Origin of the sequence: Peribacillus sp. Hz7 (assembly GCF_042136355.1) — a bacterium.
In the GTDB taxonomy this organism is placed as follows: domain Bacteria; phylum Bacillota; class Bacilli; order Bacillales; family DSM-1321; genus Peribacillus; species Peribacillus asahii_A.
Genome location: NZ_JBHHJV010000028.1, coordinates 1 through 14,863, shown reverse-complemented (window position 1 = coordinate 14,863; position 14,863 = coordinate 1). Strand labels below are relative to the sequence as shown.

Below are 14,863 nucleotides of genomic sequence, written 5' to 3'. Positions count from 1 at the left end.
TCCTTTTACCAAAAAAAGACACAAGCGGTGTCTTTATCATATAGATTCACATATTGTTTCCTTTAAGTCGCTTACGAGGTTAGCTGTCGGGTTAGGATTTGGAAACAAATTGCCCTTTCATTTCTGAATTCACCCCTAGCAGAAAGTTCTGCAAATTTGGGTCCCCCGCTCTAAAAAGATTAAGCGAAATAACTTCCCCACTTGAAATATTATATTAAAATTGATAATCTGTAAATATTTTTTATAGCCATATATTTATTTTTTCTGGATGAAGGCCATTTTATTCTGGATTTAACCGCTTTCTATCTATGTTATTTATTTTTAAATTATTCCCCAAATACTATCTTTAAATTATCTGAAAATAATAACTTTTCTAAATTATCCCTATTTTAGAAAATAAAAAAGATCTTCATATTTGAAGACCTTTTAATAAATAAAGACTATTTCTCCAACAACCCGACCAAGAAATAACGCCACTTCTCACGAGTTGAAAACGTGTTATACGCATCTAAGTTTACCTTTTCTGCTTGAATAGGAGTAATAAACGTTGAGTGATTTTTCGGAATTTCCCTTGGTGTAATAAGCACCGTCTCTCCCTCTGCTGGACCAGAAGCAATCTCAAGCTTTTGATTCGCTCTTAATCCCGCTGTAACATATTGTTTATTCACATATCCATTGTTTGTTAACTTAAATACAAAGAGGTTGTCCTTTCCATACACCGTTTTCTCCGGAATCGTCGGAACATCTACCGCTTCATTTGTAACGACCGTCATATCTACCTTTGAACCGAGGGCTAGCGACGATATTCCTTCTTCATCTGCTTCCATTACGACTTGAAACGGAAACATCGATTTTTGATTAAGAGAAGGTTCTGACGCTGGATAGTTTTCCACACGTCCAACTGTACCATTAATCCCTTTCTCTAAACGCGGAGATGTAATTTTAACTGGCATCCCAACTGCTGTTTTGTGTAACTGCGACTCCGAAAGAACACCTTTTACAGCTTGTTGAGTAGAGGCAATAGTCACCACTGGATTGTTAAGTGATTGATTAATCTGTTTCACAACCCCATCCACTTCTGCATCAATCGTAAGCGGCCCGCTGAGTTCATTCATCGCTGTTAATTGTGAATCCAGCCTTGTCTTTCTCTCTTCTAATTTACTTTTTTCTAATTCTTGTTTATAAATTTCTTGTTCAAGTGTGCTAATAATTAAATCAGAAGAAGCATTGCGATCCAAGCTTACACCATCTTGCACAATTTCCGAAACCGTTGAAGCAGTAGGAACTTGCGTTTTGTAATCCGTTAACTTCTTAATATATGCCTCTATTTCCGTTATCGCACCAGTTATCTCGGTAATTTCCCGCTCAACTTCCCCTTTATTTTTCTCTAAATCCTTTACTTCATACTCGAATAAAGGTGTACCCGCCGTTACCTCTTCCCCCTCTTTTACAAGAAATCGTTGAAACTCTTTACCTGATTCATCAAAGTATACTTCATATTCCTCAGCAGGGATTGTAACTCCCTTCGTCTCAAACGTTTCCGTTACGGTTGCGGCCTTGACTTTTGTCCAATCTTCCACAAAAATCGAACGCGATACTTTACTGTCCTCTTTTGTAATTAAATAGAGGTTCGTTGCCAGTAACGCACCTGAAACCACTACAGCTGAAAGTACTTTCCATCGTTTCATCTTTCTTCATCCCCTCAAACAAATACGCTCACTTTTACATAGGCCAATAATGCATTCAAAAGCCAAATTGCTATATAGCTTACAACAATAACCGCCAGCAAGGCATATGTATTTCGCTCCGTCATTTTTTTCAGATAATAATACTGTATGGCAATCACAAGCACTTGAAAAATTGTAATTTCACTAAACAAATGAATAACATATTCTTGTGAAACTAGATACTGACTGATTACTCCTAAAGAGAAAGGATTTGCATCATGATTAATATCCATATAAACAAAAAAAGGAAGGAGAAGTACTTTTTCTAACAATTGCACAATAAATATAATCATTTGGACAATTAAAATTTTTAAATACGCAATATCTGTTAAAGCCCATACAAATAGAGCAATGAGGAACAAATAAATCGTTGGATAAAGAAGTCCTGCTACAGCATTTCCTGCTAGAATAAGCAGCTTGCCCATTTCAAATTCACTTTCACCTACCCTAACGAGCTCTTTCGAAAACGACTCTGAGCCAATTCCAAGAAATCCATATAAGCAAAAAAGAAGAAGACTAGCGACATATAGAATTACAATATTTCTTCCGATATGTGTCACTGCTTCTGCATTTTGCAACTTATATCGACTTCTTTCTGGCGTAAACAAACCTTTCATTAATCTTACCTGGTAAATCATTATCTGTTCCCCCATGTGTTTGGAATATTCTTCTCTATTCTACTTCAAATTTCACCCAAAGGGCAGAATAAACCATTAAAAAACTAACTCTTTTCACCTATAACAAATACTACATTCACTATATCCTGTACAATAGAGTTATGATTGTGAACCCTAACCTGCAATGTATGAATAGTGTACACCCAATAAATAATTGGATAACCACCTAAAGGCTATTTTCTCCCCTTTAGCAATTCACTAGTGTTCCTGTTAGAATAAAATAAATACTATTTTGTTTTATCCCACACTTAACGGGCAGTAAGACCCCCACCCCAAGCTTATGGGACAACAAAGAAAATAGGTGGGGGACAACTGCCCGCAAAGGTCCAATTGGTAAAATACAGCGAAACTTACCTTTGTGGTTTTCAAACCAATCAGGTTCATACGGTCACTTGATTGAAAGCGAAGCTTGAAATCTTAGTGACCGTAGAACGTGACTAACCATCAGTGGGGATGAAGAAAAACCCCCACTGATGGAAGTTTCACTTTATATGAAGGGAGAGGTACACCCTGCAATCCTATATCAATCAACTGGATGGGGTCTTCCCCTCAGTTTGTTCGCTTGATTGTCCCGATCAATGTGGTCTGCTGCTTCATAAGAAAGACGGGAAAATCATTAAAGTCGAGGGAGATTCTACCCATCCGGTTACTAAAGGGAATATTTGTAATAAAGTTCGAAACATGACAGCTCGCATATATGATTCCAAGCGTCTATCACAACCATTAAAGCGGATTGGTGCAAAAGGAGAAGGAAAATTTGTTCCAATCGGTTGGGAAGAAGCTATTGATACTATCACTTCCAAATGGAAAACCTTGATTAATCAATATGGACCCGAAAGCATTTTGCCCTACAGTTTTTATGGAAATATGGGAAATCTTAGTGCGGAAGGCATGGATCGGCGCTTCTTTCACAAACTCGGCGCTAGCAGGCTTGAGCGCTCCATTTGTAACGCAGCTGGTGCAACTGGCTACAGCTATACAATGGGGGGTTCTTTTGGCGTTGACCCCGAAGAAACTATTGAGACAGAGCTTTTTATCATGTGGGGAATCAATGCTGTAAGTACAAATATGCATCAAGTGACAATTGCCCAGCAAGCTAGAAAAAACGGCGCAAAAGTTGTGGTTATTGATGTGCATAAAAATCAGACTGGAAAATGGGCCGATTGGTTTATTCCAATTCTGCCTGGTACAGATAGCGCCCTTGCCCTCGGCCTCATGCATATTTTATATGCTGAGAATCTAATCAATCAGTCCTTTCTGGATGAATATACGGTGGGCTCTGCGGAACTACGCGAGCATGTCCGCCAATATGACCCGGATACTGTCTCAGCCATTACCGGCGTTTCCATTGATGATCTTTATACATTAGCTCGTATGTACGGCAGCACCACTCCATCATTCATTCGAATTGGTAACGGCTTGCAGCATCATGATAACGGCGGAATGGCTGTACGAACGATTGCCTGTCTCCCTGCTCTTACCGGTCAGTGGGTCGTAAAGGGCGGCGGTGCTACGAAAGGAAACTCCGGTTATCTGGCATTTAACACGAATGCCCTGCAGCGGCCTGACTTATTACAAAATAAGAAAACACGTGTCGTTAATATGAACCAAATTGGACAGGCCCTCTTAACAAAAGAAAAACCTATTCGCTCTTTATTTGTTTACAATTCCAACCCGGTCCTTGTGGCCCCCAATGCGAATAAGGTTCAGCAAGGGTTGATGCGCGAAGATTTATTTACCGTTGTCCATGATTTATTTTTAACCGAAACAGCCATGTATGCTGACCTAGTCCTGCCAGCTGCTTCGTCTTATGAAACGGAAGACTTCTATACTTCATACTGGCACAATTACGTACAATTACAAAAGCCAGTAATGGAAACATACGGTGAGTCAAAATCCAATGTCGAGTTATTCAAACTGTTAGCCGCTAACATGGGCTTTGAGGACGCAGCTTTTCAAGATTCAGAGGAAGATATGATTCGTCAAGCATTAGATTTTCCTGATAACCCTTATCTAGAGGGAATTACCTATGAATCTCTTTCAGAAAATCAATTTGTTAAAGCTAAGATGCGCCCGCTCTTCCCAGGTAATCTGCGAACACCTAGCGGCAAAATTGAACTCTATTCTGAACAAATGAAACAGCATGGATACGAACCACTGCCAACGTATACGCCCATTGTTAAAGACTCTGATTTGCCATTTTTATTCATACCGGCGCCAAATCATAATTTCTTGAATTCTACTTTTTCCAATAACGATAAACATATCTCAATGGAAAGGGAACCAAAACTGCATATGAACATAGCAGATGCTCTTAAACTAGGAATCGATACCGACGATATGGTCCGTATCTGGAACGAGCGCGGTGAATGTATCTTAAAAGCGGCTCCCGGTGATAATGTCCTAGCTGGCGTCCTTGTCAGCCAAGGCTTATGGAAGAACACCCCTGATAAGAAGCAGCACATCAATGCCCTTACTCCAGATCGACTTGCTGATATGGGGAACGGCGCCGTCTTCTTCTCCGGCCGAGTCAATCTTGAAAAAGTGTTATAGTTTCCGAAAAATAATTCATTTATTGAATAAAAGTCCGATTTCAACATCAATCGGACTTTTTCTTATCCCTTATTGTTATTCAGTTGTGTCAGTCAAATTAAGCGGATTTTAAAAGCGTAAAAAATTAAACAGAGAAAATCGGAGACCTTCTCTTTAATTTTTGGGATTAAGGTGATTTAAAAATTCACAATCTCTTCTCTCAAAAACTGACTAAAGGCCGCAACTTCGTTTGTTTCTACTTTTGTTAATATATATGTAGCTGATGCAGGCGGACTAATTCGATTACTTTTTACTTCTAGCAATTTACCCATACTTATTTCTTCCTTCACCATCGAACGAGGCAAATAAGAAATACCAAGTCCTTGTTCGATAAATTTCTTTGTGATTTCTACCTGATTAACTGCCATTGTTCGAACATTTGGATAAAATCGCTTAATATCACGTAACAGGTCATTCCAATAGGCAGGATGATTATGCGTAATTAACCGATACGTATGTAATCCCGCCTTTTCATCCAAACTTACATCATTAGGCCCCACTAATATAACCGGTTCTTCATGAATCATCTGGCACTGAATATTCGTCTGTATAGGTTTAACTCTTGTTAATCCTATATCTGCTCTTCCTGCACTCACTTCTTCACCGATTTCATACGATTTCAATACATTGATTAACACTTCTATATCAGGATACTGATCCATAAAACTGCGTAATAAGAAAGGCAATACCGATGAGGCAATTTGCGGTGCCGTTGCAATACTTAATTTACGCTTATAGCCTTGTTTCCACGCTTCGAATTCGTCTAATCCCTTTTCATATTCAGCAAGGATCTCCCTTGCATACGGAAGAAAATGATGCCCTGCTGCTGTTAACGCAACATGTTTACCGACTCTTTCAAACAACTGACTATTTAACTGTTCTTCTAATCTTTTTATATGTTTTGTAATCGCAGGCTGCGTTACAAACAATTCTTCTGACGCTTGACGAAAGTTTTCATACTGCGCGGCTATTATAAACGTTTTAATCCATTTAATATCCATAACGACTCCCTATTATAATAACATTTCGTTATTATTTTTTTGCTTTTTCGTTAATTTTTATTATATATCGTATCAAGTATAATTCCATTAAACCAACTATTTCATGATAGGAGCGAGTGAAAATGGAAAAAATACAAGCAACAAACGATCATTGGAATGCCAATCTATACGATATTAAACATGCCTTCATATCTCAGTACGGGAATCATTTATTCGAATTATTAGCTCCCAAAAAAGGAGAAAGAATTCTAGATCTTGGCTGTGGCACAGGCGACTTAGCTAACAAACTATCAAAATCAGAATGCGAGATTATAGGGGTGGACCAATCTCCTAACATGATTCAACAAGCAAAAGAGAAATATCCGCATATTGATTTTAGCGTACAAGATGCCACAAACTTAAGCTATCAGAACGAATTTGATGCGGTATTTTCTAACGCTGTCCTTCACTGGATAAAAGAGCCAAGTGCTGCGCTTCATTGTATTTTCCATAGCTTAAAACAAGGTGGAAGATTTGTAGCAGAGTTTGGTGGAAAAGGTAATGTACAAACGATTACAAATGAAATCATGAAGCAATTCGCAAGCTTAGGAATGACAAAACAAGCTGAGAAGTTTCCGTGGTATTATCCAAGCATCGGTGAATACTCAGCTTTAATGGAGGAGATTGGATTTAGAGTTACCTTTGCACAGCATATCGACCGACCAACTCCTTTGGACGGCGAGAATGGATTAAGGAATTGGATTGAAATGTTTGGCGGTACAATGTTCGAAGGGATAACGAAGGAAACAAAGGAAATAATCATAACGAAGGTCGAACAACATCTAAAAGAACATTTATATATAGACGGTCAATGGGTAGCAGATTATAAACGAATTCGGGTGATTGGAGTAAAAGAATAACAAACTCAAAATACACTTTAGACTAGCAGGGAGAGAGCTCTTCCATCCTCCCTGCTCCACTTAAGACCTATTCATGCTCTTGTGATTGTATACTTTCTTAAGTACAAGGCTATGCTAAACCGTAGGCTCACACGAAGTGAATCAACAAGCCACAGTATCATACGACATAGCCGAGTACAAGAAAAGACAAAACCTAATAAGATTTCGTCTTCAATATCTTCATCTTAGAACAGAGCTTGCTACCAATTAGCTTCCATTCTTATCATGATTAAACACTTGGTCAATCGCATCGACAAACGAATCATCTTTCACTCTTACATAGCGCTTTGCCATATTTAAATCTTTATGTCCAGCTAATTTTGAAACGGTAAGCACATCCACTCCATTATCAATCAACCTTTGGCAAAATGTATGGCGCAATTTATGTGGATGTACATTATATTTTTTCAAAAGATACTGCACAGAACGCGGTGTCATCCTTTGATTATAACTTGAGATGAATAAAGGCTCTGCTTGTTCTTTTAATGAATCGAGATAATTTTTTAAATGCGCTTGAGCTGCATCTGTTAGCGGTACTGTTCGATCAATCTTTCTCTTCGCATTCCGCACCTGGATATACCACTTATTACTCTCTACCACAATGTCTTCGCAGTCTAAATCACATAATTCTGAAACACGAATACCGGTATGTAACAACAGATAGACAATTGTAATATTGCGTAAATTCCCTTCTGCTACCACCATTTTTAATAAAGCCGCTTGTTCCTCATCACTTAAAGAATCGGGAGCTTCTTGCTTTGCTTCATTTACTCTCCGCTCCACAGACAGCATTACCTGAGGTTTACCAAGGTATTTAAAAAAAACAGATAAGGCCATATAATGTTTTTCAATAGTGCCTGAACTTTTCTTAGAATTTTCTAAAAAGTCGAGATATATTTGTATATGTTCTGTCTCTACTGACTCTACTTTCATTTTACTATACTCATAAAATTGCGAAAGAACACCCGTATATGTTTTAATTGTATTCTCCGATTTACCTTGACTACGCAGCCATTCAGCAAACGAGAGTATCACTGCTTCTTTAGTAGAATCCATCGCTAATCCCCCAATGGCAAATACAGAATTAGCATTATTTTAACATACATTTTTCTAGAAGGCGAAAATACCGTTGGTTGAAGTGTATCCTTCCAAAGAAAGATACACTTCACCTATTCCATAATCGCCTTATACTGTCCATTGAATGTATAGCTTGAATCTGTATTTCTCACGGCCTCTAGTACTCGTTCTGTGAACACTTCCTCTACTTTCGAATCATATCCTAAGTAGCGGCATAACCTAATATTATTATTCCCTTCTTGTGCAAGTTGTACTTGACTCTCAATTTTTTTCATGAGCACTCCAGTAAATAATAAGTAAGGTATGAGAAAAATAGACCGATTTTTCAACAGCGTCAGTTCGACAAGCATATCTTCAAACTTCGGTTCTGCTGCTACCAAATAACATATTCTAACATCCTCTATATGAGAGTGCTTCTTGACCAACTCTCCAATGGATTCTAAATCCTTTACAACATCCGGATCTGAACTTCCTCTTCCAATTAACACAATCACAGAAGAATCCGGATACCTCTCATTTTGTTCCAACACTCTTTCCACTACACTTTCAGCCATTTTCTCATGCACACCAATCGGTTTACCATAAGTCACTTGAACCCCAGGATGCTGCTGAGATACCTTTTCTAGCTCAAGTGGAATATCGTATTTTGCATGTACCGCTGTCAGCAGTAAAAGAGGTACGACAGCTATATGTGTGGCTCCCTGTTGGACACAAGATGAAAATCCTTCTTCAATAGAAGGAGAGGCAAGCTCAAGAAAACACACTTCTTGAATCTCTGCCTCCACATGTTTCTGACAACGGGAGAGAAAGGCAATCGCTTCCTCACAAGCTTTTTTGACCCTGCTTCCGTGACATACATATAGCACTGCCTGTTTCATTTACAACGCCTCGCTGATTGGTGATAAAGTTTGGATATTCTCCTTGAACCACTTTAATTTTTCTCTGTAGCGTACGACTTCACCGATAATAATCATGCTCGGATTTTCAATTTGTTCTTCACGGACAATATCTACAATAGTCGCAAGCGTTCCCGTCACCGTTTTTTGAATATCCGTTGTCCCCCAATGAACAAGAGCAATTGGGGTATCTTCACTCTTTCCATATTTCAAAAGCTGTTCTCGAATATAAGGAAGATTGCTTACTCCCATATAAATCGCTAATGTATCAATTCCCTTAGCTAAACTTTCCCACTTTTCATTTTCTTGTCTATCATTTTTATGATGACCCGTAACAAAGGCTACACTTGAACTGACATCCCTATGCGTAACAGGAATACCGGCATAAGCGGAAGCAGCGATGCCAGAAGTGATTCCCGGGACAATTTCAAATGGAATATTCTCCTTTACAAGCTCTTCTGCTTCTTCTCCACCTCGACCAAAAACGAAAGGATCGCCACCTTTTAATCTCGTCACAATCTTTCCGCTTTTCGCATAACGAATTAAAAAATGATGAATTGTTTCTTGTGTCATTGCGTGATGGTCTGGCTGCTTACCGCAATAAATAAGTTCTGCGCCTGTTTTTGCATAAGAAAGCAGTTCCTTATTGACAAGGCGATCGTATAAAATAACATCCGCCTGCTGTATACATTTGATTGCTTTTAATGTAATCAATTCTGGATCACCAGGCCCTGCACCTACTAAATATACTTTCGCCATGTTTGTGTTCCCCTTATTCATTGATGATAGTTCCCTTATTTTTACATACACCCTAAAAAGAGCGCTCTTTTTATATTAAACCTTTTTCTGTCAAAATATTTGTTAATTGTTCAACACATTCGTCAATTGTGTAATGTTCTGTATCTAGTACAATTTCAGGGTTTTCTGGCTCCTCATACGGTGCACTAATACCTGTAAAGTTTTTAATTTCTTCATTACGCGCTTTTTTATAAAGTCCCTTTGGATCTCGCTTCTCACACGCTTCAACGGAACACTTAATGTACACTTCTAAAAACTCATTTTCTTCCACTAATTCCCGAACAAGATCACGATCAGCACGATATGGAGAAATAAATGCCGTTAAAACAATTTGGCCGCTCTCCACGAACAGCTTCGAAACTTCACCAATTCGTCTAATGTTTTCTTTACGATCATCCTCATTGAATCCTAAATCTTTATTCAAACCATGACGAACGTTATCACCATCTAGCACAAATGCTTGGTTTCCTCGTTCAAATAATGTTCTTGCAAACGCATTTGCTACAGATGATTTTCCAGATGCAGACAATCCTGTAAACCAAAGAATAAAACTTTGATGCTTATTTTGTTTTCTTCTTTCATCCTTAGAAATAGATGCTTCATGCCAAACGATATTTGTACTCAATTGAATTACCCCTTCCTTATCGGTCCTATTATAAAAAATTATTATTTTGTATAAAAACGTCATTTCAAAAAAACTTTCAGCTATGTTGAAAAGTAGCTCTGGTTTCATGAAACCAGAGCTAGAATGAGCTAACAATCATTTTATTGAAAAGATTGTTTAACCGAACTCCTTATGAAAGAACTTCTTGTTTAAGCCCGTTAATTAATACTTCAACGACTTCAGGTCGGCTAAATGTACTTGGTGGAACTTCTCCATTGCGAAGCATTTGTCTAACCTTCGTTCCAGACAAAATAATATGTGATGAGCTATCATGCGGACATGTTTTCGTTGTCGCCATTCCTTCACATTTACTGCAATAGAAGCTGTGCTCGAACTTCATTGGTTTAATACCTAGCTCTTGTTCCTCAAATTGATCAAATAGCTTCTGAGCATCATATGTTCCATAGTAATCGCCAACACCTGCATGATCGCGACCTACGATAAAATGCGTACAACCGTAGTTTTTACGAACAAGCGCATGGAAAATTGCTTCTCTTGGACCTGCATATCTCATTGCTGCAGGAAATACACCTAATTGAACACGACTTTCAGGATAATAGTTTGATAGAAGCACCTCATAGCTTTCCATTCGAATAGCTGCAGAAATATCATCTGATTTTGTTTCACCAACTAAAGGATTTAAAAATAAACCATCAACTGTTTCTAAAGCTGCTTTTTGAATGTATTCATGTGCTCTGTGAACTGGATTTCTCGTTTGGAAACCAACAATTGTTTTCCAGCCTTTGTCCTTGAAAATTTCTCTTGTTTCGATTGGGTCGAATGTATATTCTGCAAATGTTTTTTCCGGTCTTTTCACTAATGTAATTTTACCGCCAACATATAATTCAGGGCGCTCATGTAACTTTTTAACACCCGGATGCTCTAAATCTGTTGTGCCATACACTAATAGTGCTTCTCTTTCTTTATCCGGCTCATAAATATCTTCTACTTGAATCAAGCCGTATACTTCGCCTTGATAGCTAAGTTTAGCCGTTTCTCCGATCTGTAACTCGCTTGCCACTTCTTTTGAAACCGGCAACGTAATCGGAATGCTCCAAACTGTTCCAGAAGCTAATCGCATATTCTCTACAACATTCTCATAATCAGCCTTCGAGAAGAAACCATCAATTGGGCTGTACCCGCCAATTCCAATCAATTCAAGATCACTTAAAGCAATTGCATCGATTTCTATTTCTCTATCAATTCCTTGAAGAGATGTTTCTGGATGATACGCTTGGATTAATATTCCTCCATGTGGTTGTAAACTCATAATTTTTATCCTCCTAATTATATAATTATACTCGGTTTTAAGGTTAAATTCCTCCGCCTTCTTCATGTATCGCTTGCTCTTCTTCTCGCATTGCTTTCATTAAGCTAATCGCTACCAATGTACCTACCATAACGCTTAGCAGCACAATAACGGAATACAAATCGCTTTCTAAAAAGAGCTTAACTAAAAAATAAGAAATAGCCAATGAAAATATAGGGGAAACAACCCAAATTCTAACAATTTTCTTCACAATATGCTTATGAAAAAGCGCTTTACCATTTTTCGCTACCCCAAGACCAATAATAGCTGAGGAAGTGACTTGAGTAAGCGGGACAGGTAAGCCGAAGATGGAGCTAATACCAACTAGAACCGCACCTGTTCCAGAAATCAAAATACCCTCTGGTTTTGAGAATTTCGTAATTTTCTTTCCGTTTGTTTCCAAAACCCTTTTCCCAAGGAAAATGGCTCCGATGGCTACAAACGCTCCGCCAATCCATATTCCTTTTGTCACAGAGATCATCCCCGCACCTACAAGCGGGCCTACTGCGTTAGCCACATTGTTCATACCAGCCGAGAAAGCTTCGAGGAAACCGGCAAGAATTAAAATAATCGTTAACCAAGGGCGATCTTGTAAATAGCCTTTTTGCTGAGCGATACATAGCAATTTACCAAATAACCAAGCCGCGCCGAAGGCTACGATTGGCACCAGCACCCAAAACATCATAATCACTAACAGCGATTTAACAAACAGTACTTGGTAAGCAATCCCAACCCCTACAACGGCGCCAACCGTTACTTCACTCGTTGATAAAGGAATACCAAGAAGATTGGCAAAAAACAACGAGCTTGTAGCAGATACTAAAATAATGACGACAATCTTGACATTGATTATATCTTGCGGAACAATCCCGGAGCTAATCGTTTTTACGACTTCTCCACCGCCTAATACTGCTCCTGCAAGAACGCCAAGCGCACAAATCAGTAAAGCATAGCGTGCTTTTGAGACTGCACCTGCCCCATAAGCAACCCCCATCGAGGCTGCAGCCCCGCTGGCTCCAATATTCATTGCAAAAAATAAACTAATGGCTATTGCTATATATTCAAGCATATAGCGAATCCTTTATCCGTGTAATCCACATTCTGTTTTCCCTTGCCCTTGCCATCTACCAGAACGCAGGTCATCTGCATTAAACGCTGGTGCAGTGCAATGGGAACAACCTATGCTTGGGTATCCTTGATCATGAAGAGGATTGTAAGGCAAATCATTCTTATGAACATAGCGCCATACATCTTTCCACGTCCAATGAATAAGCGGACAAATTTTCACCGATTCAAACTTATCATCGCGATTAATATATTGAACATGCTTTCTTGTTTCAGATTGTTCGCGGCGTAAGCCTGAGATCCAAGCCTTAGAATCTGATAACACTTCATTCAGGGGAACCAACTTCCGTATTTGACAACACTGATTAGGATTGCTCTCCCACAATTTATCTCCAAATTCCGAAGCCTGCTCCTCTAGTGTTAACTTCGGCTTTTTCATAACAATATTTAAACTTGGGTACTTCTCCTTTACACGTTCAATTGTTTCGTATGTTTCTTTAAAATGAACATCTGTATCTAGAAACACAATCGTCGCATTCGGCTTTACTTTAGAAATCAAATCTACTAAAACAATACCTTCAATTCCGAAACTACAAGCATAGACAATCTCTTCTCCATACTGTTCGTAGCTCCATTTCAAGACGTTCAACGCCGCCTTATATGTTTCATCAAGTTCAAATTCGATAGTTGGCTCCTGCCAATTTTCATATGTTAACATCTGATCACGTCCTTTTTATTTAAACGAAAGAGGTGCTTTAACAAAAAGACATAATTCTCCCTATATCTCTAATACCCTTGTTAAAACACCTCCAGTTGTCTAGACAGCATTGTTTATATTGAATTATCCGCTTGAATGATGTTCCTATTTTGTTTAATGCACATCATTCAATGTTTTTCATAAATAAACTTGATTTAGAAAACTAAAGAAGCTTTCTCGATTGAAAGACTGGTTTTGTAACCTTATCTTCCAAACTGAATGTATCAGCACCTTATATACACAGGTTGCTTCACTTCATAGGACTAGTATTCTATCCCTTCATCTCTCTAAATAAGTTATATATTGTATTAAATAAGAAATGTTATTTATGTTCAAATATTATCATATATTTCAAATAAGTCAACTAGGTTTTAACAGGTTAATTGTTAAAAATACATAATATTAAAAAAACTATTGACTCCCCGCGAATGAATTGTTATATTACTAGTAATTCAATCGGTATTATATTTTTTTCAGAGGAAGAAAATGCCCACCAGTCATCTGGAGGCCTTTACTGACAACACTGTTCGCGGTGTATGTAGTAAAGGCTTTTTTTATCGCCTGATCAAAATAAAGCGGTGCTGAACAAATCATTAACTATATAGCTAACCAGTCATCTGGAGGCCTTTACGACAACACAATTCAATGTGTATGGTAAAGGCCTTTTTTATAGGGGAAATATACATGCCATTATTCTTAAATGCGCTAAAAATACAATTAGTCACTTTATAATATTTTAAGCTTTCACTTTATTAAACGATTAGTCCAAACAGCTGGATGCGGAAAGTTTCCCATAAATCTCCCTGCAGATTGTTATGCAGCAAAACCATTGTGGTAAACCGTTAACACACTTGTGGAAACATTTACCCTTTCCTCTGTAACCAAGCATATCGGGCTGATCGGTACAGTATCAACTACATTTAACAGACCTTTCCATTCCGCTCGTAAACTCATTTCCCTCGACCATTTAAGCAACGGTCGAGCAGCGTCCTCCCTGTTATCGGAAGAACAGAAGAAGATGATGATGTTGCTCTCTTATCAACTATGGTTATTGTTGACTTATCAGGCCGCCCTCTGCCTAAACCAGACCAAACAAATGAAAAAAAAGAGCTGATTCCAAGTTATTAAACTTTTTTGTGAAGGAAGACATCAAGTAAATTTATCAATGAAAACAAGTCATTTATTAACGGCATAGAAAAAAAGACCAGCAAGTTTGCTGGTCTTTCCCTCTTCTATTTTGCTTGGCGACGTCCTACTCTCACAGGGGGAAACCCCCAACTACCATCGGCGCTGAAGAGCTTAACTTCCGTGTTCGGAATGGGAACGGGTGTGACCTCTTCGCTATCGTCACCAAACAATATA

The 14,863-nt window shown here is 38.4% G+C and carries 13 protein-coding genes, 1 rRNA gene and 1 riboswitch; of the genes, 2 read left to right on the top strand and 12 right to left on the bottom strand.

Annotated features, from left to right (window positions below; translation table 11 throughout):
- Positions 1–53: 53 nt before the first annotated feature.
- Positions 54–196, bottom strand: a riboswitch (cyclic di-AMP (ydaO/yuaA leader).
- 244 nt (positions 197–440) lie between these two features.
- Together ACE199_RS21145 and ACE199_RS21140 are read right to left on the bottom strand one after the other, a co-directional pair.
- Positions 441–1,688, bottom strand: a complete 1,248-nt coding sequence (locus ACE199_RS21145; protein ID WP_375351502.1) for an efflux RND transporter periplasmic adaptor subunit — start codon at positions 1,686–1,688, stop codon at positions 441–443.
- Positions 1,689–1,702: 14 nt separating this feature from the next.
- Positions 1,703–2,365 (bottom strand): G protein-coupled receptor family protein, encoded by a 663-nt coding sequence (locus ACE199_RS21140; RefSeq protein WP_375351501.1) that lies wholly within the window; start codon positions 2,363–2,365, stop codon positions 1,703–1,705.
- 549 nt (positions 2,366–2,914) lie between these two features.
- On the opposite strand from ACE199_RS21140, the gene ACE199_RS21135 reads away from it, so the two are divergent.
- Positions 2,915–4,957 (top strand): molybdopterin oxidoreductase family protein, encoded by a 2,043-nt coding sequence (locus ACE199_RS21135; protein WP_375351516.1) that lies wholly within the window; start codon positions 2,915–2,917, stop codon positions 4,955–4,957.
- 176 nt (positions 4,958–5,133) lie between these two features.
- Here the strand turns inward: ACE199_RS21135 and ACE199_RS21130 are convergent, their stop codons facing one another.
- The gene (locus ACE199_RS21130) at positions 5,134–5,997 is read right to left on the bottom strand and encodes a LysR family transcriptional regulator (protein ID WP_375351500.1); all 864 of its coding nucleotides are present in this window, start codon (positions 5,995–5,997) and stop codon (positions 5,134–5,136) included.
- Positions 5,998–6,119: 122 nt separating this feature from the next.
- Here ACE199_RS21130 and ACE199_RS21125 point away from each other — a divergent pair, with 122 nt between their 5' ends.
- On the top strand, positions 6,120–6,896 hold the full coding sequence (locus tag ACE199_RS21125; RefSeq protein WP_375351499.1) for a class I SAM-dependent methyltransferase: 777 nt from the start codon (positions 6,120–6,122) through the stop codon (positions 6,894–6,896).
- A gap of 246 nt (positions 6,897–7,142) precedes the next feature.
- Here ACE199_RS21125 and ACE199_RS21120 read toward each other — a convergent pair whose 3' ends face one another.
- The 9 genes from ACE199_RS21120 to rrf all read right to left on the bottom strand — a co-directional run bounded on the left by ACE199_RS21120 (position 7,143) and on the right by rrf (position 14,856).
- Positions 7,143–7,991 (bottom strand): tyrosine-type recombinase/integrase, encoded by an 849-nt coding sequence (locus ACE199_RS21120; RefSeq protein WP_375351498.1) that lies wholly within the window; start codon positions 7,989–7,991, stop codon positions 7,143–7,145.
- A gap of 113 nt (positions 7,992–8,104) precedes the next feature.
- Entirely contained in the window at positions 8,105–8,890 is a 786-nt protein-coding gene (locus tag ACE199_RS21115; protein WP_375351497.1) for a sirohydrochlorin chelatase, read from the bottom strand.
- Positions 8,891–9,667 carry a uroporphyrinogen-III C-methyltransferase gene (gene cobA / locus ACE199_RS21110; protein ID WP_375351496.1) on the bottom strand — a complete coding sequence of 259 codons (777 nt, stop codon included), beginning with the start codon at positions 9,665–9,667 and terminating at the stop codon, positions 8,891–8,893. It abuts the gene before it with no gap.
- 70 nt (positions 9,668–9,737) lie between these two features.
- Positions 9,738–10,331 (bottom strand): adenylyl-sulfate kinase, encoded by a 594-nt coding sequence (gene cysC, locus ACE199_RS21105; protein ID WP_375351495.1) that lies wholly within the window; start codon positions 10,329–10,331, stop codon positions 9,738–9,740.
- A 169-nt stretch (positions 10,332–10,500) separates the two neighbouring features.
- Positions 10,501–11,640, bottom strand: coding sequence for a sulfate adenylyltransferase (gene sat / locus ACE199_RS21100; RefSeq protein WP_375351494.1), 1,140 nt, complete (start codon positions 11,638–11,640; stop codon positions 10,501–10,503).
- Positions 11,641–11,683: 43 nt separating this feature from the next.
- Entirely contained in the window at positions 11,684–12,748 is a 1,065-nt protein-coding gene (locus ACE199_RS21095) for a sulfate permease (RefSeq protein WP_375351493.1), read from the bottom strand.
- A 12-nt stretch (positions 12,749–12,760) separates the two neighbouring features.
- On the bottom strand, positions 12,761–13,462 hold the full coding sequence (locus tag ACE199_RS21090) for a phosphoadenylyl-sulfate reductase (RefSeq protein ID WP_375351492.1): 702 nt from the start codon (positions 13,460–13,462) through the stop codon (positions 12,761–12,763).
- A gap of 852 nt (positions 13,463–14,314) precedes the next feature.
- The gene (locus ACE199_RS21085; protein ID WP_375351491.1) at positions 14,315–14,476 is read right to left on the bottom strand and encodes a hypothetical protein; all 162 of its coding nucleotides are present in this window, start codon (positions 14,474–14,476) and stop codon (positions 14,315–14,317) included.
- Positions 14,477–14,740: 264 nt separating this feature from the next.
- Positions 14,741–14,856: ribosomal RNA gene (gene rrf, locus ACE199_RS21080) — 5S ribosomal RNA — on the bottom strand.
- Between the last annotated feature and the right edge of the window lie 7 nt (positions 14,857–14,863).

What these genes read in the sequence shown, in the direction of transcription:
- ACE199_RS21145 (WP_375351502.1), bottom strand. Translation starts at nt 1,688, where the DNA reads ATGAAACGATGGAAAGTACTTTCAGCTGTAGTGGTTTCAGGTGCGTTA.
- ACE199_RS21140 (WP_375351501.1), bottom strand. Translation starts at nt 2,365, where the DNA reads ATGATTTACCAGGTAAGATTAATGAAAGGTTTGTTTACGCCAGAAAGA.
- ACE199_RS21130 (WP_375351500.1), bottom strand. Translation starts at nt 5,997, where the DNA reads ATGGATATTAAATGGATTAAAACGTTTATAATAGCCGCGCAGTATGAA.
- ACE199_RS21125 (WP_375351499.1), top strand. Translation starts at nt 6,120, where the DNA reads ATGGAAAAAATACAAGCAACAAACGATCATTGGAATGCCAATCTATAC.
- ACE199_RS21120 (WP_375351498.1), bottom strand. Translation starts at nt 7,991, where the DNA reads ATGGATTCTACTAAAGAAGCAGTGATACTCTCGTTTGCTGAATGGCTG.
- ACE199_RS21115 (WP_375351497.1), bottom strand. Translation starts at nt 8,890, where the DNA reads ATGAAACAGGCAGTGCTATATGTATGTCACGGAAGCAGGGTCAAAAAA.
- cobA (WP_375351496.1), bottom strand. Translation starts at nt 9,667, where the DNA reads ATGGCGAAAGTATATTTAGTAGGTGCAGGGCCTGGTGATCCAGAATTG.
- sat (WP_375351494.1), bottom strand. Translation starts at nt 11,640, where the DNA reads ATGAGTTTACAACCACATGGAGGAATATTAATCCAAGCGTATCATCCA.
- ACE199_RS21095 (WP_375351493.1), bottom strand. Translation starts at nt 12,748, where the DNA reads ATGCTTGAATATATAGCAATAGCCATTAGTTTATTTTTTGCAATGAAT.
- ACE199_RS21090 (WP_375351492.1), bottom strand. Translation starts at nt 13,462, where the DNA reads ATGTTAACATATGAAAATTGGCAGGAGCCAACTATCGAATTTGAACTT.